This is a genomic window from Nitrososphaera viennensis EN76 (genome assembly GCF_000698785.1).
GTDB classification, from domain to species: domain Archaea; phylum Thermoproteota; class Nitrososphaeria; order Nitrososphaerales; family Nitrososphaeraceae; genus Nitrososphaera; species Nitrososphaera viennensis.
In genome coordinates, this window is the sequence record NZ_CP007536.1 from 1,981,844 (window position 1) to 2,002,133 (window position 20,290).

Annotated in this window: 23 protein-coding genes and 1 tRNA gene; 9 read left to right on the forward strand and 15 right to left on the reverse strand. The window is 50.3% G+C overall.

Annotated elements, in window-relative coordinates; all coding sequences use genetic code 11:
* Positions 1 to 4: 4 nt before the first annotated feature.
* From NVIE_RS11280 to NVIE_RS11310, 7 genes are all read right to left on the reverse strand, one after another.
* Positions 5 to 607 carry an imidazoleglycerol-phosphate dehydratase gene (locus NVIE_RS11280; protein ID WP_075055341.1) on the reverse strand — a complete coding sequence of 201 codons (603 nt, stop codon included), beginning with the start codon at positions 605 to 607 and terminating at the stop codon, positions 5 to 7.
* A 9-nt stretch (positions 608 to 616) separates the two neighbouring features.
* Entirely contained in the window at positions 617 to 1,561 is a 945-nt protein-coding gene (locus NVIE_RS11285) for an HAD family hydrolase (RefSeq protein WP_158435216.1), read from the reverse strand.
* Positions 1,562 to 1,566: 5 nt separating this feature from the next.
* Entirely contained in the window at positions 1,567 to 2,661 is a 1,095-nt protein-coding gene (gene hisC / locus NVIE_RS11290; RefSeq protein WP_075055343.1) for a histidinol-phosphate transaminase, read from the reverse strand.
* The gene (gene hisD, locus NVIE_RS11295; RefSeq protein ID WP_075055344.1) at positions 2,658 to 3,971 is read right to left on the reverse strand and encodes a histidinol dehydrogenase; all 1,314 of its coding nucleotides are present in this window, start codon (positions 3,969 to 3,971) and stop codon (positions 2,658 to 2,660) included. Before hisD ends, hisC begins: the two co-directional genes overlap by 4 nt.
* 10 nt (positions 3,972 to 3,981) lie before the next feature.
* Entirely contained in the window at positions 3,982 to 4,959 is a 978-nt protein-coding gene (gene hisG / locus NVIE_RS11300; RefSeq protein ID WP_075056171.1) for an ATP phosphoribosyltransferase, read from the reverse strand.
* Between the two features lie 124 nt (positions 4,960 to 5,083).
* The gene (locus NVIE_RS11305; RefSeq protein ID WP_227717357.1) at positions 5,084 to 6,340 is read right to left on the reverse strand and encodes a hydroxymethylglutaryl-CoA reductase, degradative; all 1,257 of its coding nucleotides are present in this window, start codon (positions 6,338 to 6,340) and stop codon (positions 5,084 to 5,086) included.
* Positions 6,341 to 6,528: 188 nt separating this feature from the next.
* A complete protein-coding gene (locus NVIE_RS11310) occupies positions 6,529 to 6,780 on the reverse strand; it encodes a hypothetical protein (protein WP_075055345.1) in 252 nt (83 codons plus the stop codon).
* A gap of 277 nt (positions 6,781 to 7,057) precedes the next feature.
* Between NVIE_RS11310 and NVIE_RS14945 the strand changes: the two genes are divergently transcribed.
* Positions 7,058 to 7,327 carry a hypothetical protein gene (locus NVIE_RS14945; RefSeq protein WP_144239689.1) on the forward strand — a complete coding sequence of 90 codons (270 nt, stop codon included), beginning with the start codon at positions 7,058 to 7,060 and terminating at the stop codon, positions 7,325 to 7,327.
* 188 nt (positions 7,328 to 7,515) lie between these two features.
* Positions 7,516 to 7,941, forward strand: coding sequence for a cupredoxin domain-containing protein (locus tag NVIE_RS11315; protein WP_075055346.1), 426 nt, complete (start codon positions 7,516 to 7,518; stop codon positions 7,939 to 7,941).
* 316 nt (positions 7,942 to 8,257) lie between these two features.
* Here NVIE_RS11315 and NVIE_RS11320 read toward each other — a convergent pair whose 3' ends face one another.
* The gene (locus NVIE_RS11320; RefSeq protein WP_075055347.1) at positions 8,258 to 9,385 is read right to left on the reverse strand and encodes a PQQ-dependent sugar dehydrogenase; all 1,128 of its coding nucleotides are present in this window, start codon (positions 9,383 to 9,385) and stop codon (positions 8,258 to 8,260) included.
* Positions 9,386 to 9,450: 65 nt separating this feature from the next.
* Between NVIE_RS11320 and NVIE_RS11325 the strand changes: the two genes are divergently transcribed.
* Entirely contained in the window at positions 9,451 to 10,566 is a 1,116-nt protein-coding gene (locus tag NVIE_RS11325; RefSeq protein WP_075055348.1) for a CBS domain-containing protein, read from the forward strand.
* 4 nt (positions 10,567 to 10,570) lie between these two features.
* Here NVIE_RS11325 and NVIE_RS15040 read toward each other — a convergent pair.
* The 3 genes from NVIE_RS15040 to NVIE_RS11330 form a co-directional block, all read right to left on the reverse strand.
* A tRNA-Ser gene (locus NVIE_RS15040) sits at positions 10,571 to 10,702 on the reverse strand.
* Between the two features lie 147 nt (positions 10,703 to 10,849).
* Entirely contained in the window at positions 10,850 to 11,014 is a 165-nt protein-coding gene (locus tag NVIE_RS15580) for a hypothetical protein (protein ID WP_158435217.1), read from the reverse strand.
* A gap of 257 nt (positions 11,015 to 11,271) precedes the next feature.
* Positions 11,272 to 11,478 carry a hypothetical protein gene (locus NVIE_RS11330; protein WP_075055349.1) on the reverse strand — a complete coding sequence of 69 codons (207 nt, stop codon included), beginning with the start codon at positions 11,476 to 11,478 and terminating at the stop codon, positions 11,272 to 11,274.
* Positions 11,479 to 11,680: 202 nt separating this feature from the next.
* Here NVIE_RS11330 and NVIE_RS11335 point away from each other — a divergent pair, with 202 nt between their 5' ends.
* From NVIE_RS11335 to NVIE_RS11350, 5 genes are all read left to right on the forward strand, one after another.
* Positions 11,681 to 12,004 (forward strand): translation initiation factor eIF-1A, encoded by a 324-nt coding sequence (locus NVIE_RS11335; protein WP_075055350.1) that lies wholly within the window; start codon positions 11,681 to 11,683, stop codon positions 12,002 to 12,004.
* Between the two features lie 14 nt (positions 12,005 to 12,018).
* A complete protein-coding gene (locus NVIE_RS11340; protein ID WP_075055351.1) occupies positions 12,019 to 12,669 on the forward strand; it encodes a hypothetical protein in 651 nt (216 codons plus the stop codon).
* A gap of 527 nt (positions 12,670 to 13,196) precedes the next feature.
* Positions 13,197 to 13,721 carry a hypothetical protein gene (locus NVIE_RS11345; RefSeq protein ID WP_075055352.1) on the forward strand — a complete coding sequence of 175 codons (525 nt, stop codon included), beginning with the start codon at positions 13,197 to 13,199 and terminating at the stop codon, positions 13,719 to 13,721.
* A gap of 55 nt (positions 13,722 to 13,776) precedes the next feature.
* A complete protein-coding gene (locus NVIE_RS15585) occupies positions 13,777 to 13,923 on the forward strand; it encodes a hypothetical protein (RefSeq protein WP_158435218.1) in 147 nt (48 codons plus the stop codon).
* A gap of 84 nt (positions 13,924 to 14,007) precedes the next feature.
* Positions 14,008 to 14,454: a TIGR03668 family PPOX class F420-dependent oxidoreductase gene (locus NVIE_RS11350; RefSeq protein WP_075055353.1), complete on the forward strand. Its 447-nt coding sequence runs from the start codon at positions 14,008 to 14,010 to the stop codon at positions 14,452 to 14,454.
* A 74-nt stretch (positions 14,455 to 14,528) separates the two neighbouring features.
* Here NVIE_RS11350 and NVIE_RS11355 read toward each other — a convergent pair whose 3' ends face one another.
* From NVIE_RS11355 to NVIE_RS11365, 3 genes are all read right to left on the reverse strand, one after another.
* Complete coding sequence (locus NVIE_RS11355) at positions 14,529 to 15,479, reverse strand: TIGR03619 family F420-dependent LLM class oxidoreductase (RefSeq protein ID WP_084790792.1); 951 nt, start codon at positions 15,477 to 15,479, stop codon at positions 14,529 to 14,531.
* Positions 15,480 to 15,575: 96 nt separating this feature from the next.
* A complete protein-coding gene (locus NVIE_RS11360; RefSeq protein WP_075055355.1) occupies positions 15,576 to 16,592 on the reverse strand; it encodes a methyltransferase in 1,017 nt (338 codons plus the stop codon).
* A gap of 352 nt (positions 16,593 to 16,944) precedes the next feature.
* Complete coding sequence (locus NVIE_RS11365; protein ID WP_075055356.1) at positions 16,945 to 17,247, reverse strand: protealysin inhibitor emfourin; 303 nt, start codon at positions 17,245 to 17,247, stop codon at positions 16,945 to 16,947.
* Positions 17,248 to 17,360: 113 nt separating this feature from the next.
* Between NVIE_RS11365 and NVIE_RS16235 the strand changes: the two genes are divergently transcribed.
* Positions 17,361 to 18,875: a peptidoglycan-binding domain-containing protein gene (locus NVIE_RS16235; protein ID WP_075055357.1), complete on the forward strand. Its 1,515-nt coding sequence runs from the start codon at positions 17,361 to 17,363 to the stop codon at positions 18,873 to 18,875.
* A 302-nt stretch (positions 18,876 to 19,177) separates the two neighbouring features.
* Here NVIE_RS16235 and NVIE_RS11375 read toward each other — a convergent pair whose 3' ends face one another.
* Complete coding sequence (locus NVIE_RS11375) at positions 19,178 to 20,122, reverse strand: endonuclease/exonuclease/phosphatase family protein (RefSeq protein WP_075055358.1); 945 nt, start codon at positions 20,120 to 20,122, stop codon at positions 19,178 to 19,180.
* Between the last annotated feature and the right edge of the window lie 168 nt (positions 20,123 to 20,290).

Genomic DNA, 20,290 nt, shown 5'->3' on the forward strand with positions numbered 1-20,290 from the left:
TCTCTCACATCGCGCCCTTGGTGCTTGGCACCCCTTTCCTCCTGCCGTCGATGCTTGCCGCCGCCCTGAGGGCAAGCGCAAACGCCTTGAGCGCGGCCTCGACCTTGTGGTGGTCGTTGTCGCCGTACTCCACCACCATGTGGGTGCACGCGTTGAGGCCCTGCAGGAGCGACCTGCAAAAGTGCTCAAGGTCCTCCCTCGGGATACCTTCAATGCTTGCGCGCTCCAGCTTGACGTCCATCCTGTGATATTGACGTTTAACGAGGTCGATTGCGACATAGGCAAGCGCCTCGTCCATAGGCACCATCGCGCTCCCAAACCTCACTATCCTTGCCCTGTCGCCCAGCGCCTTGTCTATCGCCTGCGCAAGGGCGATTGCAACGTCCTCTGCAAGGTGGTGTACGATGCCGTCGTTTGACTTGCCGGCAAGCGTGATGTCCATCATCGAGTGCTTGCCTATCGAGGTTATGAGGTGGTCGATAAAGGGCAGGCCGGTCTTGACCTTGGTGTTGCCGTCGCCGTCAATGTTGACCTCTACGGTGACTGATGTCTCTTTTGTGACGCGCTCGACCCTAGCCTTCCTCGCAGCAGCAGGAGAAGGAGCCAACTACAGGGTTTAGGCTGGCTTTACTTTATTTAATAGTAGCTTTGGCAGGAGGTCGACGCTTTTTGCCACCGCTTCTGCACCCCTCTCCTTGAAAAGCGCAAGCGTCTTGGCTGGCTCGGGAGAAAAGCCGTATATCCCGACAAACGCAATGGGCAGGCCCGTTTCCTCCTGTGCCCTGCGGGCCATCAGCATGTCCTCGGCCGAGTCGCCGCAGTACAGCGCGTTTTTTGCGCCCATCACCTTCATGGCCCTCTTTGCCGCATAGGGGTTTGGCTTGGCGTACTCTCTCTTTTCATCCTCCAGAAACACGCAGGCGTCGATGTCAAAATACTGCATCACCGGCTTGAGCGAATACTCCGCGGCAAGCCTGCTCCTTCCAGAGACGATCGCAAGGTTGCCTCCAAGCTTTTCGTACAAAATCTTCATTGTCTTTTTGCTCACGGCAAGCCTGTCGTTGTCGATGAGCGGTTTTGTATCCATGCAGTATTTCGGCGCAATGCCGTTCTGCTTTTTAAAGAGCGCCGGCCCGTAAAACAGCTCGTCAAACACCCTGCCGATGTAACTATCTTTTACAGGCGCAGGGTAAGCAAGCATTTCCTTGATTTTTGCAATGTCATATCTTGAGAGGAACCTTTCAACAGACTCTATCCCGGTCTCGTCTGTGTTTTCTGCTATTTCTAGCAGGAACTTGCGCGCGCCGGCCGCCGTGGTTTTCTGCTGTTTGTTTGCAAGAAGCATGGCAAGCGCAATCGCATAGCTGGTGTCGGTGTCGTTGTTGAACCCGCCGCTCTGCCTGAACTTTAGTATCAGCCGGTCGGTGACAAGGCCGCGCATCTTTGTCATCCCGGACTGCGCAAGCACGAAATCGACCGTCTTTTTTATCGCCTCGTTGTACGACTTGCGTATGTCGACGAGCACGCCGTCTATGTCAAACAGCGCGCAGTCAAACGACATATGCATCAGCTAGTTGCCCCTTCTTCGACGCATTTTAGGAACCTGTCGTTCATCTCCTGCGTGCCAATAGTGACGCGCATGCAGCCTGCATGCCCGGAGACGTTGCCAAGCAGCTTGACCACTATCCCTTCCTTTTCAAGCGCCCTTGCAATCGCAGAGTAACTCTTGCCTGTTTCGACAAAGAGAAAGTTTGCGTCCGACCTGAAAACCCTGATGCCCTTTATCTCTGCAAGCCTTTCAAAGACGCGCTTGCGCTCGCCCTTGACGCCCTCGATGGTCTTTTTCACGAAATCGGCCCTTTCAAGGACGCCCGTGGCTATTGTGAGCGAAAGCGTGCTGACCGGGTACGGCGACTGTATGGTAGAGCGGAACACCCCTGCCGTCTTTTCTCCTGCTATCATGTAGCCGACGCGCGCGCCGGCAAGCCCAAACGCCTTTGACAGCGTACGGAGCACTATCACGTTGTCGCGCCTTGTGGCTTCCCTTGCAAGCGAGTAGCTGGAAAAGTCGGCGTATGCCTCGTCGACGAGCACGAGGCTGCTGTCGTCAAGCCTGTCCAGGAGCTCCACCGCGTCTTTTCTTGGCACCTGGCCGCCCGTCGGGTTGTTTGGCGAGCAGAGGTAGACAAGGTCGGATCTCCTTGCGCTCCTTGCAAACCTGTCGATGTCAAGCTCGAAATTTTTGTCGAGCGGAACCCTATCGACCCTCATTCCGTGCAGCTCGCACCTGTTGACAAAATATGAAAACGTCGGGACAAAGACGGTTGCCCTGCTCCTACTGCCTTTATTCTTCTTCTTGTTGCCCGCAACAAGCGTCGTCAGCAGGAGCTCGATTATCTGGTCAGAGCCGCTGCCGGCGCCGATGTATTTTTCATTTATCCCTGTGTATCTTGCAAGCTGCTCATAGAGGCCGTCAAGCTCGTCTATCGGGTATTCGCGAAGGTCGACGCGTTTTGCGGCTTCTGTCACCACCTGCAGGACAAACTCGCCGTCCAGCGCGAAATTCTCGTTGGAGTCCAGCTTTATCGCGCCTGTTATCTTTTCGGGCCGGACGTAGCGGTCAAGTTTCGCTATCCTCTTTAGCTCTTTTTCAACCGTCATTCTTCTTTCTCCTTTCTCCTTCTTGCCCTTACCGCCTCGTAGTGGTTTGGCAGCCCTTCCGCCGTCGCCATCTCTTTTACCGCGCTATCTACTTTTGCAAGGCCTGCCCTTGTCACCTTTACCCTGTTTACCAGCTTGACATAGTCGAGCACGGAAAGCGACGCCCTTGACTTGCCAAATCCAAGGGTGGGAAGCACGTGGTTTGACCCGAGGCAATAGTCGCTTGCAGACGACGGCGCGTCGGGGCCGACGAGCACGAGCCCTGCAGACTCGATCCTGTTCGCAAACGCCTCTGCCTTCTTTTTGCTGGCGCTGATTACCTCTAGGTGTTCCGGCGCAAACTCGTTTGCAAACTCGGCGCACGCCCTTTCGTCCTTGCAGATGGCTACAAAGCCGTTCTGCGACAGGCTCTTTTTCACGATCTCTGACCTAGCAACACCTGATGAAATCACCGCGTCAGCCTGCTCCTGCACCTGCGCTGCCAGTTTTTCCGAGGTCGTCACGAGGCCGCACACCGTGTCGGGGCTGTGCTCCGCCTGCGATATGAGGTCCACCGCAACCAATCTGGGGTCAGCGGACGAGTCGGCGTATATCAAGAGCTCCGTCGGGCCTGCGACCATGTCAGTTGACACGGCACTTGACGCGGCCAACTTGGCCGCCGTGACGAACATGCCTCCCGGGCCGACTATCTTGCTCACCGGCCTTATCGTCTGCGTGCCGTACGCAAGCGCGGCTATCCCCTGCGCGCCTCCCGCCTTGTAAATTTCATCGACGCCGCAAATGTCAGCAGCCACGAGCGTCAGCGGGTCTATGGAGCCGTCCTTTGCCGGAGGAGATATTGCGACTATGCGCTTTACGCCTGCCACCTTGGCCGGCACGGCGCACATCACCACCGTGCTTGGGTACCTCGCCTTTCCGCCCGGTATGTAGCAGCCCACGCTTGCCACCGGCTGCACTGTTCTTTCTATCGAAACGCCCTCTGATCTAATCTTGATGTTTTTGAGCCTCTTGAGCACTGCAAGCTCGCTCTTTTCAAGGCGCGCCTTCATCAGCTTCAGCGCTTTAACCTGCTCCCTTGACACTTTCTCATAGGCGTCCTTGACCTCCTGCCCTGTCACCTTCAATGAACCAAGCCTGACGCCGTCAAATTTTGCAGTGTAGTCAATCACCGCGGGGTCGCCGTGCGCCGAAACGTCATCCATTATTGCGCGCGCCTGAGCCATCAGCGCGTCAGAAATCGCGTTGGCCGACTTGCGCAGCTTTGCCGCTTCTGCTGCCGGCTCGCCGGCGACGACGTTTACAACCTTCATAATAATCATGCTACGAATATCCGTCCAGGTTTACCTCTTCAAGCGGCAGTATCTGCCTAGGCTCGAGGACCACAAGGCCCTGCGCCAGCTTTCTCATCTTGGGGACGATCCTGATGAACTCTTCCTTGTCGATGACCGTGTTGACGCCGAACCAGCCCTCCTCCGATAGTGGGCTTATTGTCGGCCTCTTTAGCGCCGGCAGCGATTTCAGCAGCTTGTCAAGGTTTTCCTTCTTGACGTTGACAAAGATGTGCAGTTTCTTGCGCCCATCGACTACGCCCCTTAGCAGCACCACCATGTCGGCGATTTTTTCGCGCTTTTTCTCGTCCTTTAGCGCCTTTTTGTTGGCTACCAGCACCGCAGTCGACGTGGCGACAGTGTCGATTATCTTCAGGTTGTTCTGCACGAGCGTCGTCCCGGTCTCGGTGATGTCGAAAATCGCGTCGACGTCCTCCGGCGGCTTGGCCTCCGTGGCTCCAAAGGAAAGGAATATCTCGACTTTTTTGTTGTCGCCCACGCGCAGCCACGGCGTCACTATCATCGGGTCTGCGTCGCCGTACGCCTTTTTGTACGCCTTGGTTGACTTTATGTACGCCGACGTGGTCGTCAGGTATTCGGATGAAAAGCGCAACGTTTTGTTTTTCTTGGCAAAGTCAGACACCATCTCGTCAAGGCTCCCGTACGGAAAGCTGCTAGGGACTGCTATCACCTGCTTGACCCTGCCTATCTCCAGGTCGAGGAGCACTTCAACGTCTGCCTTGGCCTCCTTTATCCAGTCCCTGCCTGTTATGCCCACGTCGTAAAATCCTTCCTGGACATAAGTGGGGATCTCTTGCGGCCTCAGGATCTTGGCCTCTATCTCTGGGTCGCTCAGCCTCACCCTGTACGTGCGGCCCCTGCCGCTCACGCTCTGATAAGCCTGCTCTAGGAGCTTGAAAGTGACTTCCTCTATGCTACCCTTTGGGACCGCAAATTTCACAGTAGGCATGTGCGAATGCACAAATCGCGCTACCGCCTATATATCTTGTATGGGGTCTGGCCGGGTCTCTCAAAACCTGCCGGTTATCGTGAAAAATTTATGCCGTTGTGATTTCTGCGCCGAAGAAACAAAGCTAGCCCTTGCGCAGGGACGCAAGCGCTTCCCTTGCCTTTTCCACATTGACCTGCCCCTCCTCTGCGATTTTCCTTGCCACCGCGTCGACTTCGGCGCCCTTTGCTCCCGCCATCACCGCGATGTTGCGCGCGTGCAGGCGCATGTGGCCCTTCTGTATGCCCTCCGACGCAAGGGCGCGCATTGCCGCAAGGTTCTGGGCAAGGCCGGCTGCAGCGATTGCCATAGCAAGCTCTTTTGCATTGTTTACGCCAAGTATCTTTAGCGCAAGTTTTGCGGTGGGATGCACGTTTGCCACGCCGCCCACGACCCCGACTGCCAGCGGAAGCTCTATCTCCCCGGCAAGGTCTCCGCCTTTTGCGCGCCACCATCTGGTCAGCGAGCGGTACGTGCCGTCCCGCGCCGCCCACGCGTGCGCGCCAGCCTCTATTGCGCGAAAGTCCTGGCCGGTAGCCAGCGCCACCGCGTCGACGCCGTTCATGACGCCCTTGTTGTGCGTGACTGCGCGATACACGTCGGAATGCGCAAGCGCGTACGCGTACAGTATGCGCTCGACCGTCTCCTTGCCTCCAAGCTCCTCTTTGTCAAACACCGCCCTGCACCTGGCCATCCTCTTTGTCGCATAGTTTGACAGGATCTTCAGCACCACGTCGCCCCCTGTTATCTCGGCGACCCTCGGCGCTATTGCCTCGCACATCGTGTTTACCGCGTTTGCGCCCATCGCGTCCTTTGTGTCTATTATCAATTCAACGACGAGCATCCGGCCCATCCTGTTCTTGCTGGAATCCCTTACTACGCGCGCCTGCAGGCCGACTGCAGAGACGGACCTGCTCTTTGCGTTTGCAATCGCCAGGAGCTCTTTTTTGCGCGCAAGCACCTTGCGCTTTGCCGCGCCGATATTGCTGCGGAGTGAAACAACCTGCACCTGCCCTATCATGAGCGACCCGTCTGCCTCCGCGGCAAAGCCGCCTTTTGCCTTGGCAATCTTGGCGGCCTTGCTTGCCGCCGCTATCACGGACGGCTCCTCTATCGCCATCGGCACGAGTCGCTCTATTCCGTTTATCACAAAGTTGGTCGCTATCCCAAGCGGGATGGACATTGTGCCGACCGCGTTTTCAACCATCCTGTTTGCGCTTTCAAACGCAAGGGGCTGGCCAAACGACGCTGCTTCCTCGCCTGTCAGCCCTGCCGACTCTATTAGAAACGCAAGCCGCTCCTCGCGGTCCATCTCGTAGAATTTCTTCTTTTCCTTGCTCACGGCAGCTAGCCTACAGCCCTGTCACCCTTAAAATCTTGTCATATCATTGCCGCTGAATGCGTAAAATCGCGGTAAAAGTCGGCGTATGTCGAAATATTTTCCTGCTGCCGTACAGGGAGCGAAAATACGCTATAGTAGACTAGCAAGCCTGTCGATGGCAATAATCCTCTGCAAATATAATCAACGACTTATCTCGCGCCTTTTCTCCTTTCCCGCGTGTCATAGATCACGGTATCTCCGACTTTGCGGTAAACCAGGACCCCTTGCAATTCCTTGCCGCAGCCGCAGGGCAGCGTCTTTACGTCATGGATATTCCGGTATCCGCAGTTGCCGCAATGAAATGAATAAAGCTCCTTCACCGGCCCGGCACTACTATTGCTGGCAAAATCATTTCCAATGTCCCTTCTGAGCTTGTTGTAGCGGTCGTCTATGCGTGACATCGAGTCCTCTTTCTAGGTGCTAGTGGCGTTCTTGCCAGACATTAATGCTGCTGCCAGGTGTTTGGCATCGGTACTGACATTCTAGGCGGCTCGTAGAACCAAGAATTTATGCGAGTGAGCACATATACTGATGATCGGCTGAATGGTGAGGTACCCAGAACCGGCCTTCTGCAACAACTGCAGGATGGGATTTGAGGAAGGTGCCATGACCGTATGTCCGCATTGCCGGTACAGCTATTGCAAGGCCTGCTATCCTGAACACCACAGGATGGAAAAAATGGTTCCCCTATTAGCCAATCCAACGATTCCTCGAAAAACAAGCCGAGCGACAACGACGACAATAACAGATAGCGGCTTTACGGTCAATCACAACCCGGTCCAAACACCGCCGATCCCGAGACTGCGCGATACTCAGGGAACGCCGACGCCTGCGGCTGCAAACCCGTTCATTTTCAAAAGGGGGACAGGCAGGCCAGACGAGCCGCCAGAGGCGGCAGGCGCTCCAAACAGGCCAAAGGAGACGCTAATAATGATACATGCAAAGTAGTGGTAGCAGAGGTTTGGCTATATCCATCTCTCGGGGTTCCTGTATGGTATGCGGAGAGTCTTGTCATCGCCACCTGTCATAAAATAATGGAAAGTTCTTCGTTATATGTTATTCATGAAATATTTTATATTAATATTCTATATTTTTCATGAAACCTTTTTAATCCTTCCAAGACTTGCACACCGTCAATGAACAGGAAAACAACGATCTTTGCCACCGCAGGCACAGCCGCCATTCTGGCAGCGGCCGTGCTGGCTTTTACGACGGCGACAGCGACAAGCCAGGCAGCCTTTGCGGCCAACGTAAACATCGACATAGTGCCGGGAGCGGAAATCAAGACCAGCGATGCATTTTCTCCGAGCTCCCCGGAGGTCCACGTAGGCGAGACGGTGACATGGACAAACAAGGACACCTCTTCGCATACGGTGACGTCCGGCTCGGACGGCAAACCCGACGGCAAGTTCGGGGTCAAGGCAGACGGAACCCCTGAAATCATAGAGCCAAACAAGACGCAGGAATTCAAGCCAACAACGCCGGGAGACTATTCGTACTACTGCGCGCTCCATCCTGCAATGGTTGGAAAACTTACGGTAGAGCCAGCCGGCGTCAGTTAAGAAGAAGAGGAAGAGGAGTCAACGAAAGAACACACCACGACATAACGCGAGGCACTCCATCACAGCGGGCATGCAGCATAGCAAAAAAAGCCCTATGTTTTTTTCTTTCTTGCCTAATTTTTTGCGGGTCGTATGCCAGAGGACTCTAAAAACGGCAGTCGCGGCAAGAGGCATCAAAAAGATCAGACAAGATCTTCCTTCTGACGTGCTTTCTCCGTCACAGGGCGGGCCTGTTATTTTACGAACAAGGCAAAAAATTCTAGAAAAGAGTTTGCTAAAGAAGCCGTCGAAGGCATGTGTGTGTGAGAATCTACTTTCAAGGCGCCTGTATGTGGAGGATCTTGTCGTCGCCGGGGTTGGGTATGGCCCTGCCGTCGCGGTTTGAAGTCAGCACGTACAGCGTGCCGTCGGGCGCCTCCACCACGTCGCGTATCCTGCCGTAGCTTGTCAGGACGTTTATGGCGGTGTTGTCAGAAAGGTCCACCTTGCGCAGCTGCATCGCCTTGAGCGACGCGACCAGCAGGTCGCCCTCGTAGCCCAGCTTGTCAGAGTGCGCGACTGCCATGCCTGCCGGCGCTATGGCAGGGTTGAAGCACGCCACCGGCTTTTCAAACCTCGTCGCGTCGCACTGCTCTATGGGCCAGCCATAGTTTTCGCCCGGCTTTATCAGGTTGATCTCGTCGTTGCCCGACTCGCCGTGGTCCGTCGCGTACATCCTGCTGCCCTGCGCGTCCCACGCGAGGCCCTGCACGTTCCTGTGGCCGTACGAGTAGACCGGCGAGCCGGCAAACGGGTTGTCGTCCGGGATGGAGCCGTCCGGGTTTATGCGCAGTATCTTGCCTGCAAGCGAGCCGGCGTCCTGCGCAAGCTCGGGCTGCTTGGCGTCGCCTGTTGCTATATACAATTTGCCGTCGGGCCCGAACCTTATCCTGCCGCCGTCGTTCCTGTCAGAAGCGGGTATGCCGTCAAGCACGACCCTGGAATCGATAATCTTGCTGTCCTTTTCAGTCAGCATCACTACCTTGTTAAAGACGGCGGTGCCGTTCGTGTACGTCTGGTAGATGTAGAGCAGGTGGTTCTGCATAAAGCCGGGGTGGAGTGCAAGCCCGAGCAGCCCTGCCTCGCCTTCCTGCGCCACGTTGATGTATGCCGCAGGGTCTGAAAGGAGCGTGCCGTTTGCCGCCACGACGCGTATCGCCCCCGACCTTTCGGTGAAGAACAGCCGGCCGTCCTGCGCCACGTCGATAGCCCAGGGGACGTCGAGGTTCTCTGCCACCACCTTTATGCCGGAGCTGATGCCGCCTGTGCTGTTGCCGCTGCTGCCGCCAGTCGAGGGCTCGGGGATGGGGATGGTAGTCGACGAGGGCGCAAAAAATATGGTGGCCACCGAAGCGACTATGATTGCCACCGCCGCGACAAGCGCCAGCCTCCTGTCCCGCTCCATACGCTATCATGGAGGGGTTGGATGGAGAAGGCTTAAAATGTAATCCCTCGTCTTTACAATAAACAATGAAAGTTTCTGACATCATGGTTGCAGACGTTGCAAGCGCCGCCTCGGAAGACCCGGTCGCCAAGGCGTTCAGCGTCATGATTGACAGGTCGATTAACCAGCTGCCACTCGTCGACGAGGGCGGCCGGTATGCCGGCATGGTGTTTGCCAAGCACCTCCTTTCTTCAGGCGCCCCGCCCACGTCAAAGCTAAAGAGCTATGCGGTAAAGACGCAGGCGCTAAGCCCCGACGAGGACGTCGAAAAGGCGGCCAGGATGGTGCTTGGAAGCGGCAACAGGGCGCTTCCGGTCGTGGAAAACAACGGCAGGCTCGCAGGGATTGTCAGCGAGACCGACATCGCCCAGACTGCAGACTTTGGGCACGCGACCGTCGACGAGGTGATGTCAGGTGCAATCGTGATCGAGGAGGACACCCCGCTTGCCGACGCCATGTCAAAGATGCGCCGCTACAACATTTCCCGGCTGCCGGTAATCGACAAGAAGGGCGTCCTTCGCGGGGTCGTCAACATACTTGACGTCGCGTCGATACTCGCGACCCCGAAAGAGCGCACGAGCAAGTCCGCCGCCATCACCGGCAGCAAGTCAAGGGTGCAGGGCGACGTGAAGGTGAAGGACATCATGCGCAGGGCGGTGTCTGTCGAGCGCGGGACAAAGATGAACGACCTGTCGGAGCATTTCAAGAGCAACGAGGAGATAGTGGTCGTGGGCGACGGCAGGCCGATGGGCATCGTGACTCCAAAGGACGCGCTGGAGCTGATACTGCCGCAAAAGAGGGACGGGCCGGCCATCCACATGGCGCACCTTGAGGGCGACTCTGACAGGCGCGAGATCGAGGAGCAGCTCGCAAAATTCGTCAAGAAAATCCAGGGCAGGCTGGGCGACATCCAGTCGGTGGTCGTCTACGCGGACAAGCACAAGACCCGGAAATACTCTGTGAGGTGCCGGCTCATGACGGCCAAGGGCGTGATAAACGCCAAGGCGGTGGGCTATGACCCGCTAAGCGCGTCCAAGGAGCTCATCGAGAAACTTGACAGGCAGATCAAGACCGAGCACACCCAGAAGGTCAAGGGCAGGCAGCACCGCGAGTCCGCAAGAAAAGCGGAAGAAGAAGTGTGATAGGCGCGGACGAGGAGATTTGAACTCCTGATCGCCCGAGGGCGAATCGGCTTTCTGTCAGGCCATGTGGTAGTAACCGACTCAAGGCCGACGCATTATTGTGTCTCGAGTAGAGAGACCACTCTGCCACGTCCGCGCAATGCAATCCTCTTGCCCGCCTACTTTTATACGTTATATAATATAACGGGCTTGCAGAGCGGCAAGACGGCTCGAATCTGGAAAAAACGGGATTCGCCGGCTGCTGCTATTATTATATACACAAGGATGATGCGGCAACTGCGGCCTATTCCACTTCTCCGTAATGCACGGTTCTCACGTGCTCCTCCCTGTCCTGCAAATCATCAAAAGCAAGCTGGCACATGTAGCACGACCACTTGTACTTGGGAGGCCGCTTTTCAGGTCTTGCCCTGAACGCATTTGCAAAATACCTTGAAAGAGCAAACGTCATGGCATGATATCACGTACAAAATATTAAACAATTACTAACAGAATAGTGGTGATACTATATTAGAGACTACAAGATACGAAAAAATCGTTGTATTTGCCCTTTGTACATGTATTTTTAGTAAAGCCTGCTTGGCCTGGAATATCGAGAATTAGCGAGTCGAGATACCCCCGACCTGTGTGGGTCCAAGCCAAGCCCGCTTTTTCCTTGTGCAAGGACAGAATGACAATGTCAAAAAGAGGCAAAATAACGCGAGAGATTCATCGTTCGATTTCCTTGAACGACGGTGATGCGCCGATGAACTTGGCGATCTTGTATTTTAGAAAAACCGGGTGTTCTTTGCCGCAATCATTGCATCGAAGCCTGACATTGCCGGAGATGCTTCTGTACCTCGGTTTTGTTGTTTCATCTTCCTCGATGCATTCAAGCACGTTGCCGCAATCGCAGGAAAATGACTGCTTTGCCATTGACCATCATATACGCATACTTTAGATAAAAACCCTGTAGTAGGGGAGGAGATAGTCCAAGCATCACTTGAAACTATTGGTACACACAGAGGCATGAGAATGGAGAGGGAATCTGCGATGTTGCTTCACTTTCTTGCGTGGCAGTATATCTGCTTTGAATCTTCAAATAGACGCATTTTTAACCCTGTCAAGTACAGATTAACTGGTTTTCAACTTAGGAAAAAGAAGAGTACTCAATGAATCGCAGTTAAAAGAGATGGTGATGCCCGGCCAGGGTCAGTTTTTTGGGCGAGTGATAAAGCTAGTCGGCGGCGACAACATCGTAGTGAAATGTACTGACGGCAAGGTAAGGACCTGCAGGATCAGGGGAAAGATCAAGCGAAGGATGTGGATAAGGGACAACGACCTAGTCCTGGTGGCGCCTTGGGACTTTCAGTCTGACAAGGCAGACATCATCTGGCGGTACATTTCTGCGCATGCAGAAAAGATCAAGCAGGACGGCCACCTGGCGGGTCTTGACGAATAATAACTGCCGCCGCATTGTCCGTCAAGCAGCGCCAAGACATAGAATCGCGTCTTGCTAACTACTACATCCCCCTTCAGATTTTACAGATGGTGGCAGAAGATTGCGGATGTGGCACTACTCTGCCTGCTGCAGCATCAGGCATGCGCGGGCTGGGGCGAAGCGCCAAAAATTCAAACCTGTTCGCCGCGCTAAACGACAGGGCGGTGATCCTTCTCCAGCAGATATTTATTGATGGCCAAGATTCCTTGTCAAATTTTAGATTCGCAGCATTTCTTTCTTCCAAGTGGACCCCGGTTTCGTACAAATTCATAATGAACAAAACAGTCACCGGCAAGTCTGGCGGCACGTATACTTTTGATGTTTGCGTCTACAGCCGAAATACAGAAGAGCTGGTGACAGTCGGCATGCAAAATAATAGCACAGAACAAAAAGCATCGGATAATGAATCGTTACGCAAATTCCTGGCCGCCGTTGACGACCTTTACGCCGCACACCCGCGATTGCAAAGTGCGTACCATGCGTCTTCATATGGTTATGATAATAATTGTGATTCATCGCGTTTAAAGCGCGATATGGCGGCCGGCGGCAGTCGTGGTAAAGTAGAAATCAGCCTTCTAGAATACAGAAACGCAGTATACTTTGAAAATAAGTCGCTTCTGGCCTAGAAATATCTGTGCGCAACCAAGAGCGGCTTGCAACAACAATATTTCACTGGTAATGAAATATTAAAGAATGCCGAATTCTTGTTATAGAATGCGTGTAGGGTTATGGTGAAACCATGGATCTGTCGGGCGGATTATACGTAAAACCTGGGTATGATGAAAAGACCCGACACTGCTTGAATATGAACTCGTAAAACGAGGTATAGCGCGGAAATATATACAATCGTACGATAGTGCACGCGCAAAAGAAGGCTCGTTATTCGTATTCTTTGATGATGATGAGCATAAAGCTAATCCGAAGAAGATAGTGATTGCGAAAATAATTGGCATAGATGAGAGTGGAAAGCTGGCACTGCGCCACACTATGGAGTTTCTATCATCGTAGTTGTGAGTCGTACTTTCAAAATTGACCCGGTGGTACGAACGCACACACAAAAAGAGCTGCAAAGAAAAAACAGCAAGACATCGGGTAACAATATTACGTGTCATGGGTAAACAAGGGTTAAAATAATTCTCGTGCAAGTTTACGCATGTCAACAAAAAACTTTCTCAGCAGCAAGAAAGTGATTGTAGTTAGCATCCTGGCCGTCGTCGCAGTGTCTGCAATTTTCGTGGTATCATCGATGATGATGGCACAGGCAACTGCACAGCAACAACAACAGCAGAGGGCAATGATGACAATGCCTGAAATAAAAGGATCGGTGAGCGTCGCAAACGCAACAATGGGCTTTATCAGTGAAAATGTCAAGGTGCCGTTTGTCACAGCGGCCAATACCGCACAGGGACAGGTGGCCAACGGGACCGTGCTTGGCGGGCACTTGGGCGTGGTGCAGGGGTATCTCGTATACACGTTCTTTGTGGCAAACACTTCAAACCAGACAGGACACCTGGTCGTAGTTGATGCAGGAAACGGCCAAGCGCTCTACACCTCTGAAGGCCATACTCTGGGTTCATTTGGTCCGATGTCTGGACACTGGGGAGGGCCCTGGCATGGAGGAGGAGGGTGGGGCGGACCCTGGAAAGGGCATGGGTTTGGCTGGGGGATGTGGCACTAGCCCCACTCCCCTCTCTTTTGTTTAAAAAAAGTTGTTGAGGAGGCTCGGTAAAAAAATGATAAACCAGAACCAAGGCGGCAGGCCACAAGATCTACGCGCATTAAATTGCGGGTACTGCTACCAGCGAAAAGCCGAGATATTCCAGGTAACAGGCGACTATTGCCTCCAGTGCTGGCAGGACGAGACTCATCCTAACGTCTGATATAACATTGCCAGGCATAGTTTTGCCAAGACAGAAATCTATAAGCTCTTCCTTTACCGAGTATACTACAGAGACACTAACCGTATGGAAATTGACCCGGTAGCTAGAGAATTTATAGAAAGAGCAAGGATTGCAATCCTCGCAACAGCCGATTCTGAATCGAAACCCCATTTAGTGCCCGTAGTATTTGTGTTTGATGGCAGCCGTTTCTTTATACCAATAGACGAGAAAAGGAAGACGATCAAGCCTGAGAAATTAAAAAGGGTAACGAATATACGCGAAAATCCTAACGTTGCCCTGCTCGTTCATGAATATAGTGAAGATTGGACAAAATTGGCATTTGTAATGGTACAAGGAAAAGCCTCGATAGAAAATAACAAGTCACAAGAAGAAGAAAAAAGCGTATGGTTGCGAGAAGCTTGCAAAAAATTGATTGTAAAGTATCCTCAATATCAGAAAACAGGGCTGGGCTACCTGTGCATCATAATAAAGCCGGAAAAAGTATCGTCGTGGCAAAATTCGCCAAGTTGAAAAACACATACATACATAATTCATTTTTTGTTTCTGATGGTGATGATGATGCAAGCTTCTTGTGTAGTAGTTTTTCATCTGGCAAATCTGGCAAGCTGCTTTGTTAGCTCTACCATTTTCTTCACATCCTTGCCTATTGGGGAAAACGCGTGACTAAATATTATGTGGTCGACTCCCTCTATCGCCTTCAGTCTGTCTATGTCGCTTCCAATTTGATCAATGGTGCCACTCATAGGCAATCTCTGTTGTTGCTGCTGCCCCGGTGATGAGCTTGGGCCGGATTCTATCACATTTGGATATGTGAGCACAACCGCACTGATCTTTGACGGGTCCTTGTTTGCCTTTCTTGCACCTTCCCTTAGACCATTCATGGCCTGTTCAATCTGATCCAGCGGTCCAAACCCTGCAATAGGCATCCAGGCATCTCCATATTTTATTACCCTCGAGAACGTGTTTGGGCTGAATCCGCCAAGCACTATCCTGGGATGCGGCTTTTGCAAAGGCTTGGGACCTATTTTTGATGCTGGTACGTTGTAGAATTTACCCTTGAACTGAACTACTTCCTCGGTCCATGCTTGTTTTAATAGCTGCAAGAATTCGTCTGCCCTCTCCCCTCTATGCTTGAAAGGCACACCTGATACGTCATACTCGTCTTTCGACCAGCCAAGGCCAAAGCCCGCAATAGCTCGACCGCCCGACAAGATATCAAGCGTGGCAAATCTTCTTGCGAGCACTACAGGGTTGTGAAACAGCATGTCAATTATAGAAGTCCCTAGAGAAATTCGCTCCGTATTGCCTGCCAAGTAGGTTAGTGTTTCCAGAGGGTCAAGTACATTCTGGTATTGAGCTGGAAGAGAGCCATCAGGTGTTGCGACATATGGTGTCTGGGGCTTTAGCGGCCACAGGAGGCGTTCCAATGCCCAGACTGAATCGAGACCTTCCTTTTCAGCCTCCTTTGCAGTATACAGGACGTTTTCTCTTGTAACATTCTCTCCAAGGTGTGGCAACATTATTCCAGCTTTCATATTGCTTACTCAAGGAAGGTACACTGGTACATACTATTAAAAGAGTTTCAAAAATCCTCTCCGGGTAATATATGATGATGACGGCGGAGCTAAAGGTTATCGCTTGATTCCCTCAATTACTCCTATTGTTTTTGACTGGGGATAATGCGTCTGCACGTATTGCAGCCCTGCTTTCTCTAGCAATACTGCATATTCCTTTTCTGTTCTCTCTCTTCCAGTGAGGGCGCACATCATGTGTATATCAAATAGTTTTGAGAAATGAGGAATTTCCGGACCCGGCACTACATGCTCGACTACAAGAATTCGTCCGCCAGCAGGAGATGCTCTTTGAATGTTTGATAAAATCTTGACACATTCCTCGTCGTTCCAATCGTGCAGAATCATTTTCATGATATACGCATCTGAGCTTGGAACCTCTTGGAACATGTCGCCAGCAAGATATTTGCATCGATCTGCCATTCCCATCTTTTCTGCCCATAGCAGCTCCTTATTCTTGATAGTAGATTCCAATTCAAGCACAGTGCCTTGAAGCTGCGGATGTTTCTGAAGGATATTGCAAATAAGATGCCCATGCCCTCCGCCAATGTCGCACAAGCGTCGGATGTTTGAAAAGTCGTAGCTCTTGAGAGCTTCGAGTACCAATTTGGTATGCGTGGCAGAGTAACTGCTCATGGCATAGTTGAAGACTTCCGCATAAGCAGGATTCTGCGGGATATAGTCAAATATCCTGAGGCCAAACTCGCGAATGAATCCATCTTGTTTGCCATCCCTGACCATATCCACAAGATGTTTCCAGATGGAATAGTGCTCTGGACCTTCCTCCAGCAAAATCACTCCCCTTAATGTTTGTGGATGGTCTTTGCGAACTAATTCTCCTAAAGGCGTGATTGAAAAGCTCTGACCATCTTTTTCATTCAAGAATCCAATAGAAGCAAGAGCCCTTAAGAGTCGATAAGATAATGAAGCATCAAGACCCAATTCTCTAGCAATTTCAGAGGCATGCTTTGGAACTGTGCCTAGAGATTCAAAGATTCCTAATTTTACACCAGTGTATAATATTTGACTTCTCCATCTGCCTAGTATCGTATCAATAACTTTTTCATAGTCGGACATAAGCCGGGCACGTAGTCGTGGATATTAAGACGTTAGCCTAGTTGTTGGACAAGAATTCGAATTTACCTGTTAGTTTGGGAAAGCGGGCTCGGGCACCAACTTTTGAATGGCTTTTGGCGCCAGTTTTGTCATTTCTGACTGAATTGTAATTCTGATAGGTATTCAAAGTACAAAACTGAATAGATATTCAAATTAATGCATTTAGTCGAGCTTCTGGTGTAATCGTGGCTTGCCATCAAATCGTCATTACTGATTGAGAATAGTGGAATATACATATTAGCAGACAGCACTAACATGCAAACATGCCATCAAATCGTCATTACTGATTGAGAATAGTGGAAGTAACTTGGAATCAAGATTTGTCTTTTTGCCGAGCTTTGTTTGTCAGGAATTCGACGAGTGGCCTAAGTTGGGTTTCAATTGTGTCGTCATATCTTTTCACAATATGCTGCTTTCCATTTTGCACAGTAATTTCATAGTTGAAGGGATCCGCTAGCGTACTGGCCTTCGATTCAGAAGGTAGAGCGAAAAATGACGCCTTCTCAATCAAGTTTGTAACTACTCTTATTTCCAGCCTTGACATCTCTTTTGTATCCAAAACGACACGGATATGGAATCCTCCAATTCCTCCACTACGCTCGAAAGAGATCTTCATATTCCGGGATGTCATGCCCGTCTTTATTAAGATATTTGTAGAACCTTAAATAAAAGTCAAAATATTATTAATGTCTGAGGCTCAAAGATGCATATCTCTCGGGAAGTGCCAGAATGGTTCTAACTAGCACAAAACCGATGTACTTGGAACGTAATACTGACCTTGGAAAATTCTCACATGGAAATTTTGACTTCAATTTTGACCCAAACGAACCTTCAGTGACAATTGTAGTTAGAGTAAAATACAAGCTACAAAAAGGAATCAGTTCCGAAGAAGCAGCTCGATTCAAGGAAAGGTTACAGAAGGCGGTTAACGAATTCGCACATAATAGGGCTGAACTTATTCCTAAAGATCGCAACGGGCCAAGAATACCCATTCGAGTAATCCTTCAGGAAAACAATTCAAGTTATCACAAGGTTGTTGACTTGGAGAAAGTTAGAAAATGGCCTTTTGAAAGACCATGGGTTGGAAAAGACATGAATTTTGGTCTCAATAACGGTATAGTTACATTGGCTCATGAATTCTATCATGTTCTTGGAAACTATGACGAATACGATGGAGGAGTACTTGAAAATTCTGGCTGGTGGCACGATAATCGTTATTTTAGTGACCAAAGAAAATCGCTGATGGGTAACGGAACAGAACTCCGGGAGCGTTATTTTGACCATATCGCACGAAAGGTCTCTAATTTGACAGGAAGAGAATATCTTCCAGCCTTGGTCCAACCGAGTTCAAATACCTCAAATTACTCTCAGCCGGTACGTGCTAGAGCTATTGACACGCATCCTAAAATTAGGACACATTTGAAATTCGGAGATCGGGGCAATGACGTGGTTAACCTGCAAAAATCGCTAAACAGTTATTTTGATTCTGGTTTAAAAGTGGACGGGATCTTTGGTCCAAAGACAAGATCGGCAATAAGAAGACTTCAGCATCAATTTGGATTAAAAGAAGACGGGATTGTCGGTCCCCGAACTCTTGGGGTTTTTGGAAAGAAGGCGACCCTAATTGAAAGTGGTATGAAGGGCAATACCGTCCGCGACATACAAAAAACTCTCAACACTCGTTTCGGTGCCGGTTTAAAAGTGGACGGTATCTTTGGTCCAAAGACAAAAAGTGCTGTTCAAAAGATTCAACGGCTTTACGGTCTAAAAGCAAACGGGATTTTCAATTACAATACTAATCTCGCCATCGCAAAAGAACCTTCAATAATCAAGAGTGGAATGCGAGGATCGTACGTCCGTGATGTTCAACAAAGGCTTAATGCAAGCATGGGATTTGGTCTAAAGGAAGATTCAATATTTGGTGCCAAGACGCGAGAATCCGTTAGATCTGTTCAGCGATTGTACGGACTAAAACAAGATGGAATCTTTGGTCCAAAGACAAAAACTGCTATGAATAGCCATGTTCCTCAGACGATGCGCAGCGGATTGAAAGGAGGTTCCGTAAAAGAACTTCAAGGCCTGTTAAATAGAAAAGGCTATTCACTCGCAGTCGATGGTATTTTTGGAACAAAAACAAAAAATGCAGTGATGGATTTTCAGAGAAAAAACGGTCTTATTGCTGATGGCATAGTTGGCCCTAAAACCTGGAAAATTATGCTAAGTGGCAACAGAGTCCGCCAGTAGTATTACGGTATGATGAAAGTTCAAATTCGTAGTAAGATGAGTAAATCCGACAATATCATCTATTGGTTGAATATACGGCCAGTATGGAATTGATCACAAGCTGGTCTCTACTCGAGAGGTAGTAAGATCCGTTTCTTCAGATAAAATAATGCTACATCATCATCGATGTTCGACAAATCCAGTACTGCAATTCAAAATTACGTTATGTTGATTATCATATTATGTTGGAAGTAAAAATCGCATTCGTAACGCCTGTTGATTATCAAGATATCGTTCATTGCATCTTGTTCTGTTTACCCCTATCAAATCTCCAGCGAGATAAAAACAGCACAATGATCTGATGCCCCTTCTGCTCCTTTAACCTGTTGGAATCTATCTCCTTTAAAATAATCGATATCTGTACCTAAACCTCTTCTCTCAATATACGGCTCTGCAGTACGATTCTTTTCGCAAAGATCCGGTGAAACAAGAAGATAATCAAGCTGCTCCGCTACCTTTCCTTTCTTGTAATAGTGAGTCCAATGTTCATTCTTTGGCAATCGCTGCTTAACCACATTTTCAAGCCCATGAAGACCTAATAGGGACTGCAGATCTGGCGAATCGTAGTGATCATTAAAGTCCCCCGCGACGATAAAGTTCCCGGAAAGGCCTTCTCCGAACCTATCCTTGAGGATTTCTGCCACACGTTCGGATTGTCTCTTGCGCTTATCTGCTCCTCCTCCTATCTTTGATTTAAAATGGTTTATCAAAATTGTGAGCATCTTGCCTTTCGAAATACCAAGATCAACCTCCAAACAATCGCGAGAGAAAGTCCTCTGCCAGGGAGTGCTGCCCTGCGGCTCAAAACGATGAGTACGTATATTGAGTAGAGGATACTTTGAAAGAATTCCAACGTCAATTTGTCGCATATCATTACCATCGATTACCATCGCGTAAGGATAAAGGTTGTCTAGCCATTCCCTATTGAAGGCGAGAAGGGCAAACAAATTTTCAACTTCTTGGATGGCAAGTATATCGGGATGGTTTTCCAAAATTACTGCGGCTGTTGCACGCCGAGCGCTCTTGCTTATTGGTCCAAAATCGTCTATAGACCATCCAAGCATATTGATGTGGCCTCCCTCTTCAACAAACTTCTCCGGGTCAATGGGTTTTTTCTTTGCAGGACTGCCGCGCTCATAGTCTAGCAATTTGTAACGATTGAATAGATTTTCTACGTTAAACGTTCCAATCTTTACCTTAGTTGTCATCTTCCATTCTAGCCTGATTCATTTTTCGCCTCCTTGCGATAGGACTGCAATCTTTAATACTTTTTCCTTCTTTTGTAAAAAATTAAAAAATTTGACCTAAGTTCTCATTATAATATAGAAATATCAATATTTTCAATTATATTTTGGAACTGCCAATTGGCGACGATT

Coding starts and splice junctions, on each gene's coding strand:
- NVIE_RS11355 (WP_084790792.1), bottom strand. CDS start 15,479: ATGAAAGCTGGAATAATGTTGCCACACCTTGGAGAGAATGTTACAAGA.
- NVIE_RS11325 (WP_075055348.1), top strand. CDS start 9,451: ATGAAAGTTTCTGACATCATGGTTGCAGACGTTGCAAGCGCCGCCTCG.
- NVIE_RS11315 (WP_075055346.1), top strand. CDS start 7,516: ATGAACAGGAAAACAACGATCTTTGCCACCGCAGGCACAGCCGCCATT.
- NVIE_RS11365 (WP_075055356.1), bottom strand. CDS start 17,247: ATGAAGATCTCTTTCGAGCGTAGTGGAGGAATTGGAGGATTCCATATC.
- NVIE_RS11320 (WP_075055347.1), bottom strand. CDS start 9,385: ATGGAGCGGGACAGGAGGCTGGCGCTTGTCGCGGCGGTGGCAATCATA.
- hisG (WP_075056171.1), bottom strand. CDS start 4,959: ATGCCTACTGTGAAATTTGCGGTCCCAAAGGGTAGCATAGAGGAAGTC.
- NVIE_RS11360 (WP_075055355.1), bottom strand. CDS start 16,592: ATGTCCGACTATGAAAAAGTTATTGATACGATACTAGGCAGATGGAGA.
- NVIE_RS14945 (WP_144239689.1), top strand. CDS start 7,058: ATGGTTCCCCTATTAGCCAATCCAACGATTCCTCGAAAAACAAGCCGA.
- NVIE_RS16235 (WP_075055357.1), top strand. CDS start 17,361: ATGGTTCTAACTAGCACAAAACCGATGTACTTGGAACGTAATACTGAC.
- hisC (WP_075055343.1), bottom strand. CDS start 2,661: ATGACGGTTGAAAAAGAGCTAAAGAGGATAGCGAAACTTGACCGCTAC.
- NVIE_RS15585 (WP_158435218.1), top strand. CDS start 13,777: ATGATAAACCAGAACCAAGGCGGCAGGCCACAAGATCTACGCGCATTA.
- NVIE_RS11375 (WP_075055358.1), bottom strand. CDS start 20,122: ATGACAACTAAGGTAAAGATTGGAACGTTTAACGTAGAAAATCTATTC.
- NVIE_RS15580 (WP_158435217.1), bottom strand. CDS start 11,014: ATGACGTTTGCTCTTTCAAGGTATTTTGCAAATGCGTTCAGGGCAAGA.
- hisD (WP_075055344.1), bottom strand. CDS start 3,971: ATGAAGGTTGTAAACGTCGTCGCCGGCGAGCCGGCAGCAGAAGCGGCA.
- NVIE_RS11345 (WP_075055352.1), top strand. CDS start 13,197: ATGTCAACAAAAAACTTTCTCAGCAGCAAGAAAGTGATTGTAGTTAGC.
- NVIE_RS11310 (WP_075055345.1), bottom strand. CDS start 6,780: ATGTCACGCATAGACGACCGCTACAACAAGCTCAGAAGGGACATTGGA.
- NVIE_RS11350 (WP_075055353.1), top strand. CDS start 14,008: ATGGAAATTGACCCGGTAGCTAGAGAATTTATAGAAAGAGCAAGGATT.
- NVIE_RS11330 (WP_075055349.1), bottom strand. CDS start 11,478: ATGGCAAAGCAGTCATTTTCCTGCGATTGCGGCAACGTGCTTGAATGC.
- NVIE_RS11285 (WP_158435216.1), bottom strand. CDS start 1,561: ATGTCGTTTGACTGCGCGCTGTTTGACATAGACGGCGTGCTCGTCGAC.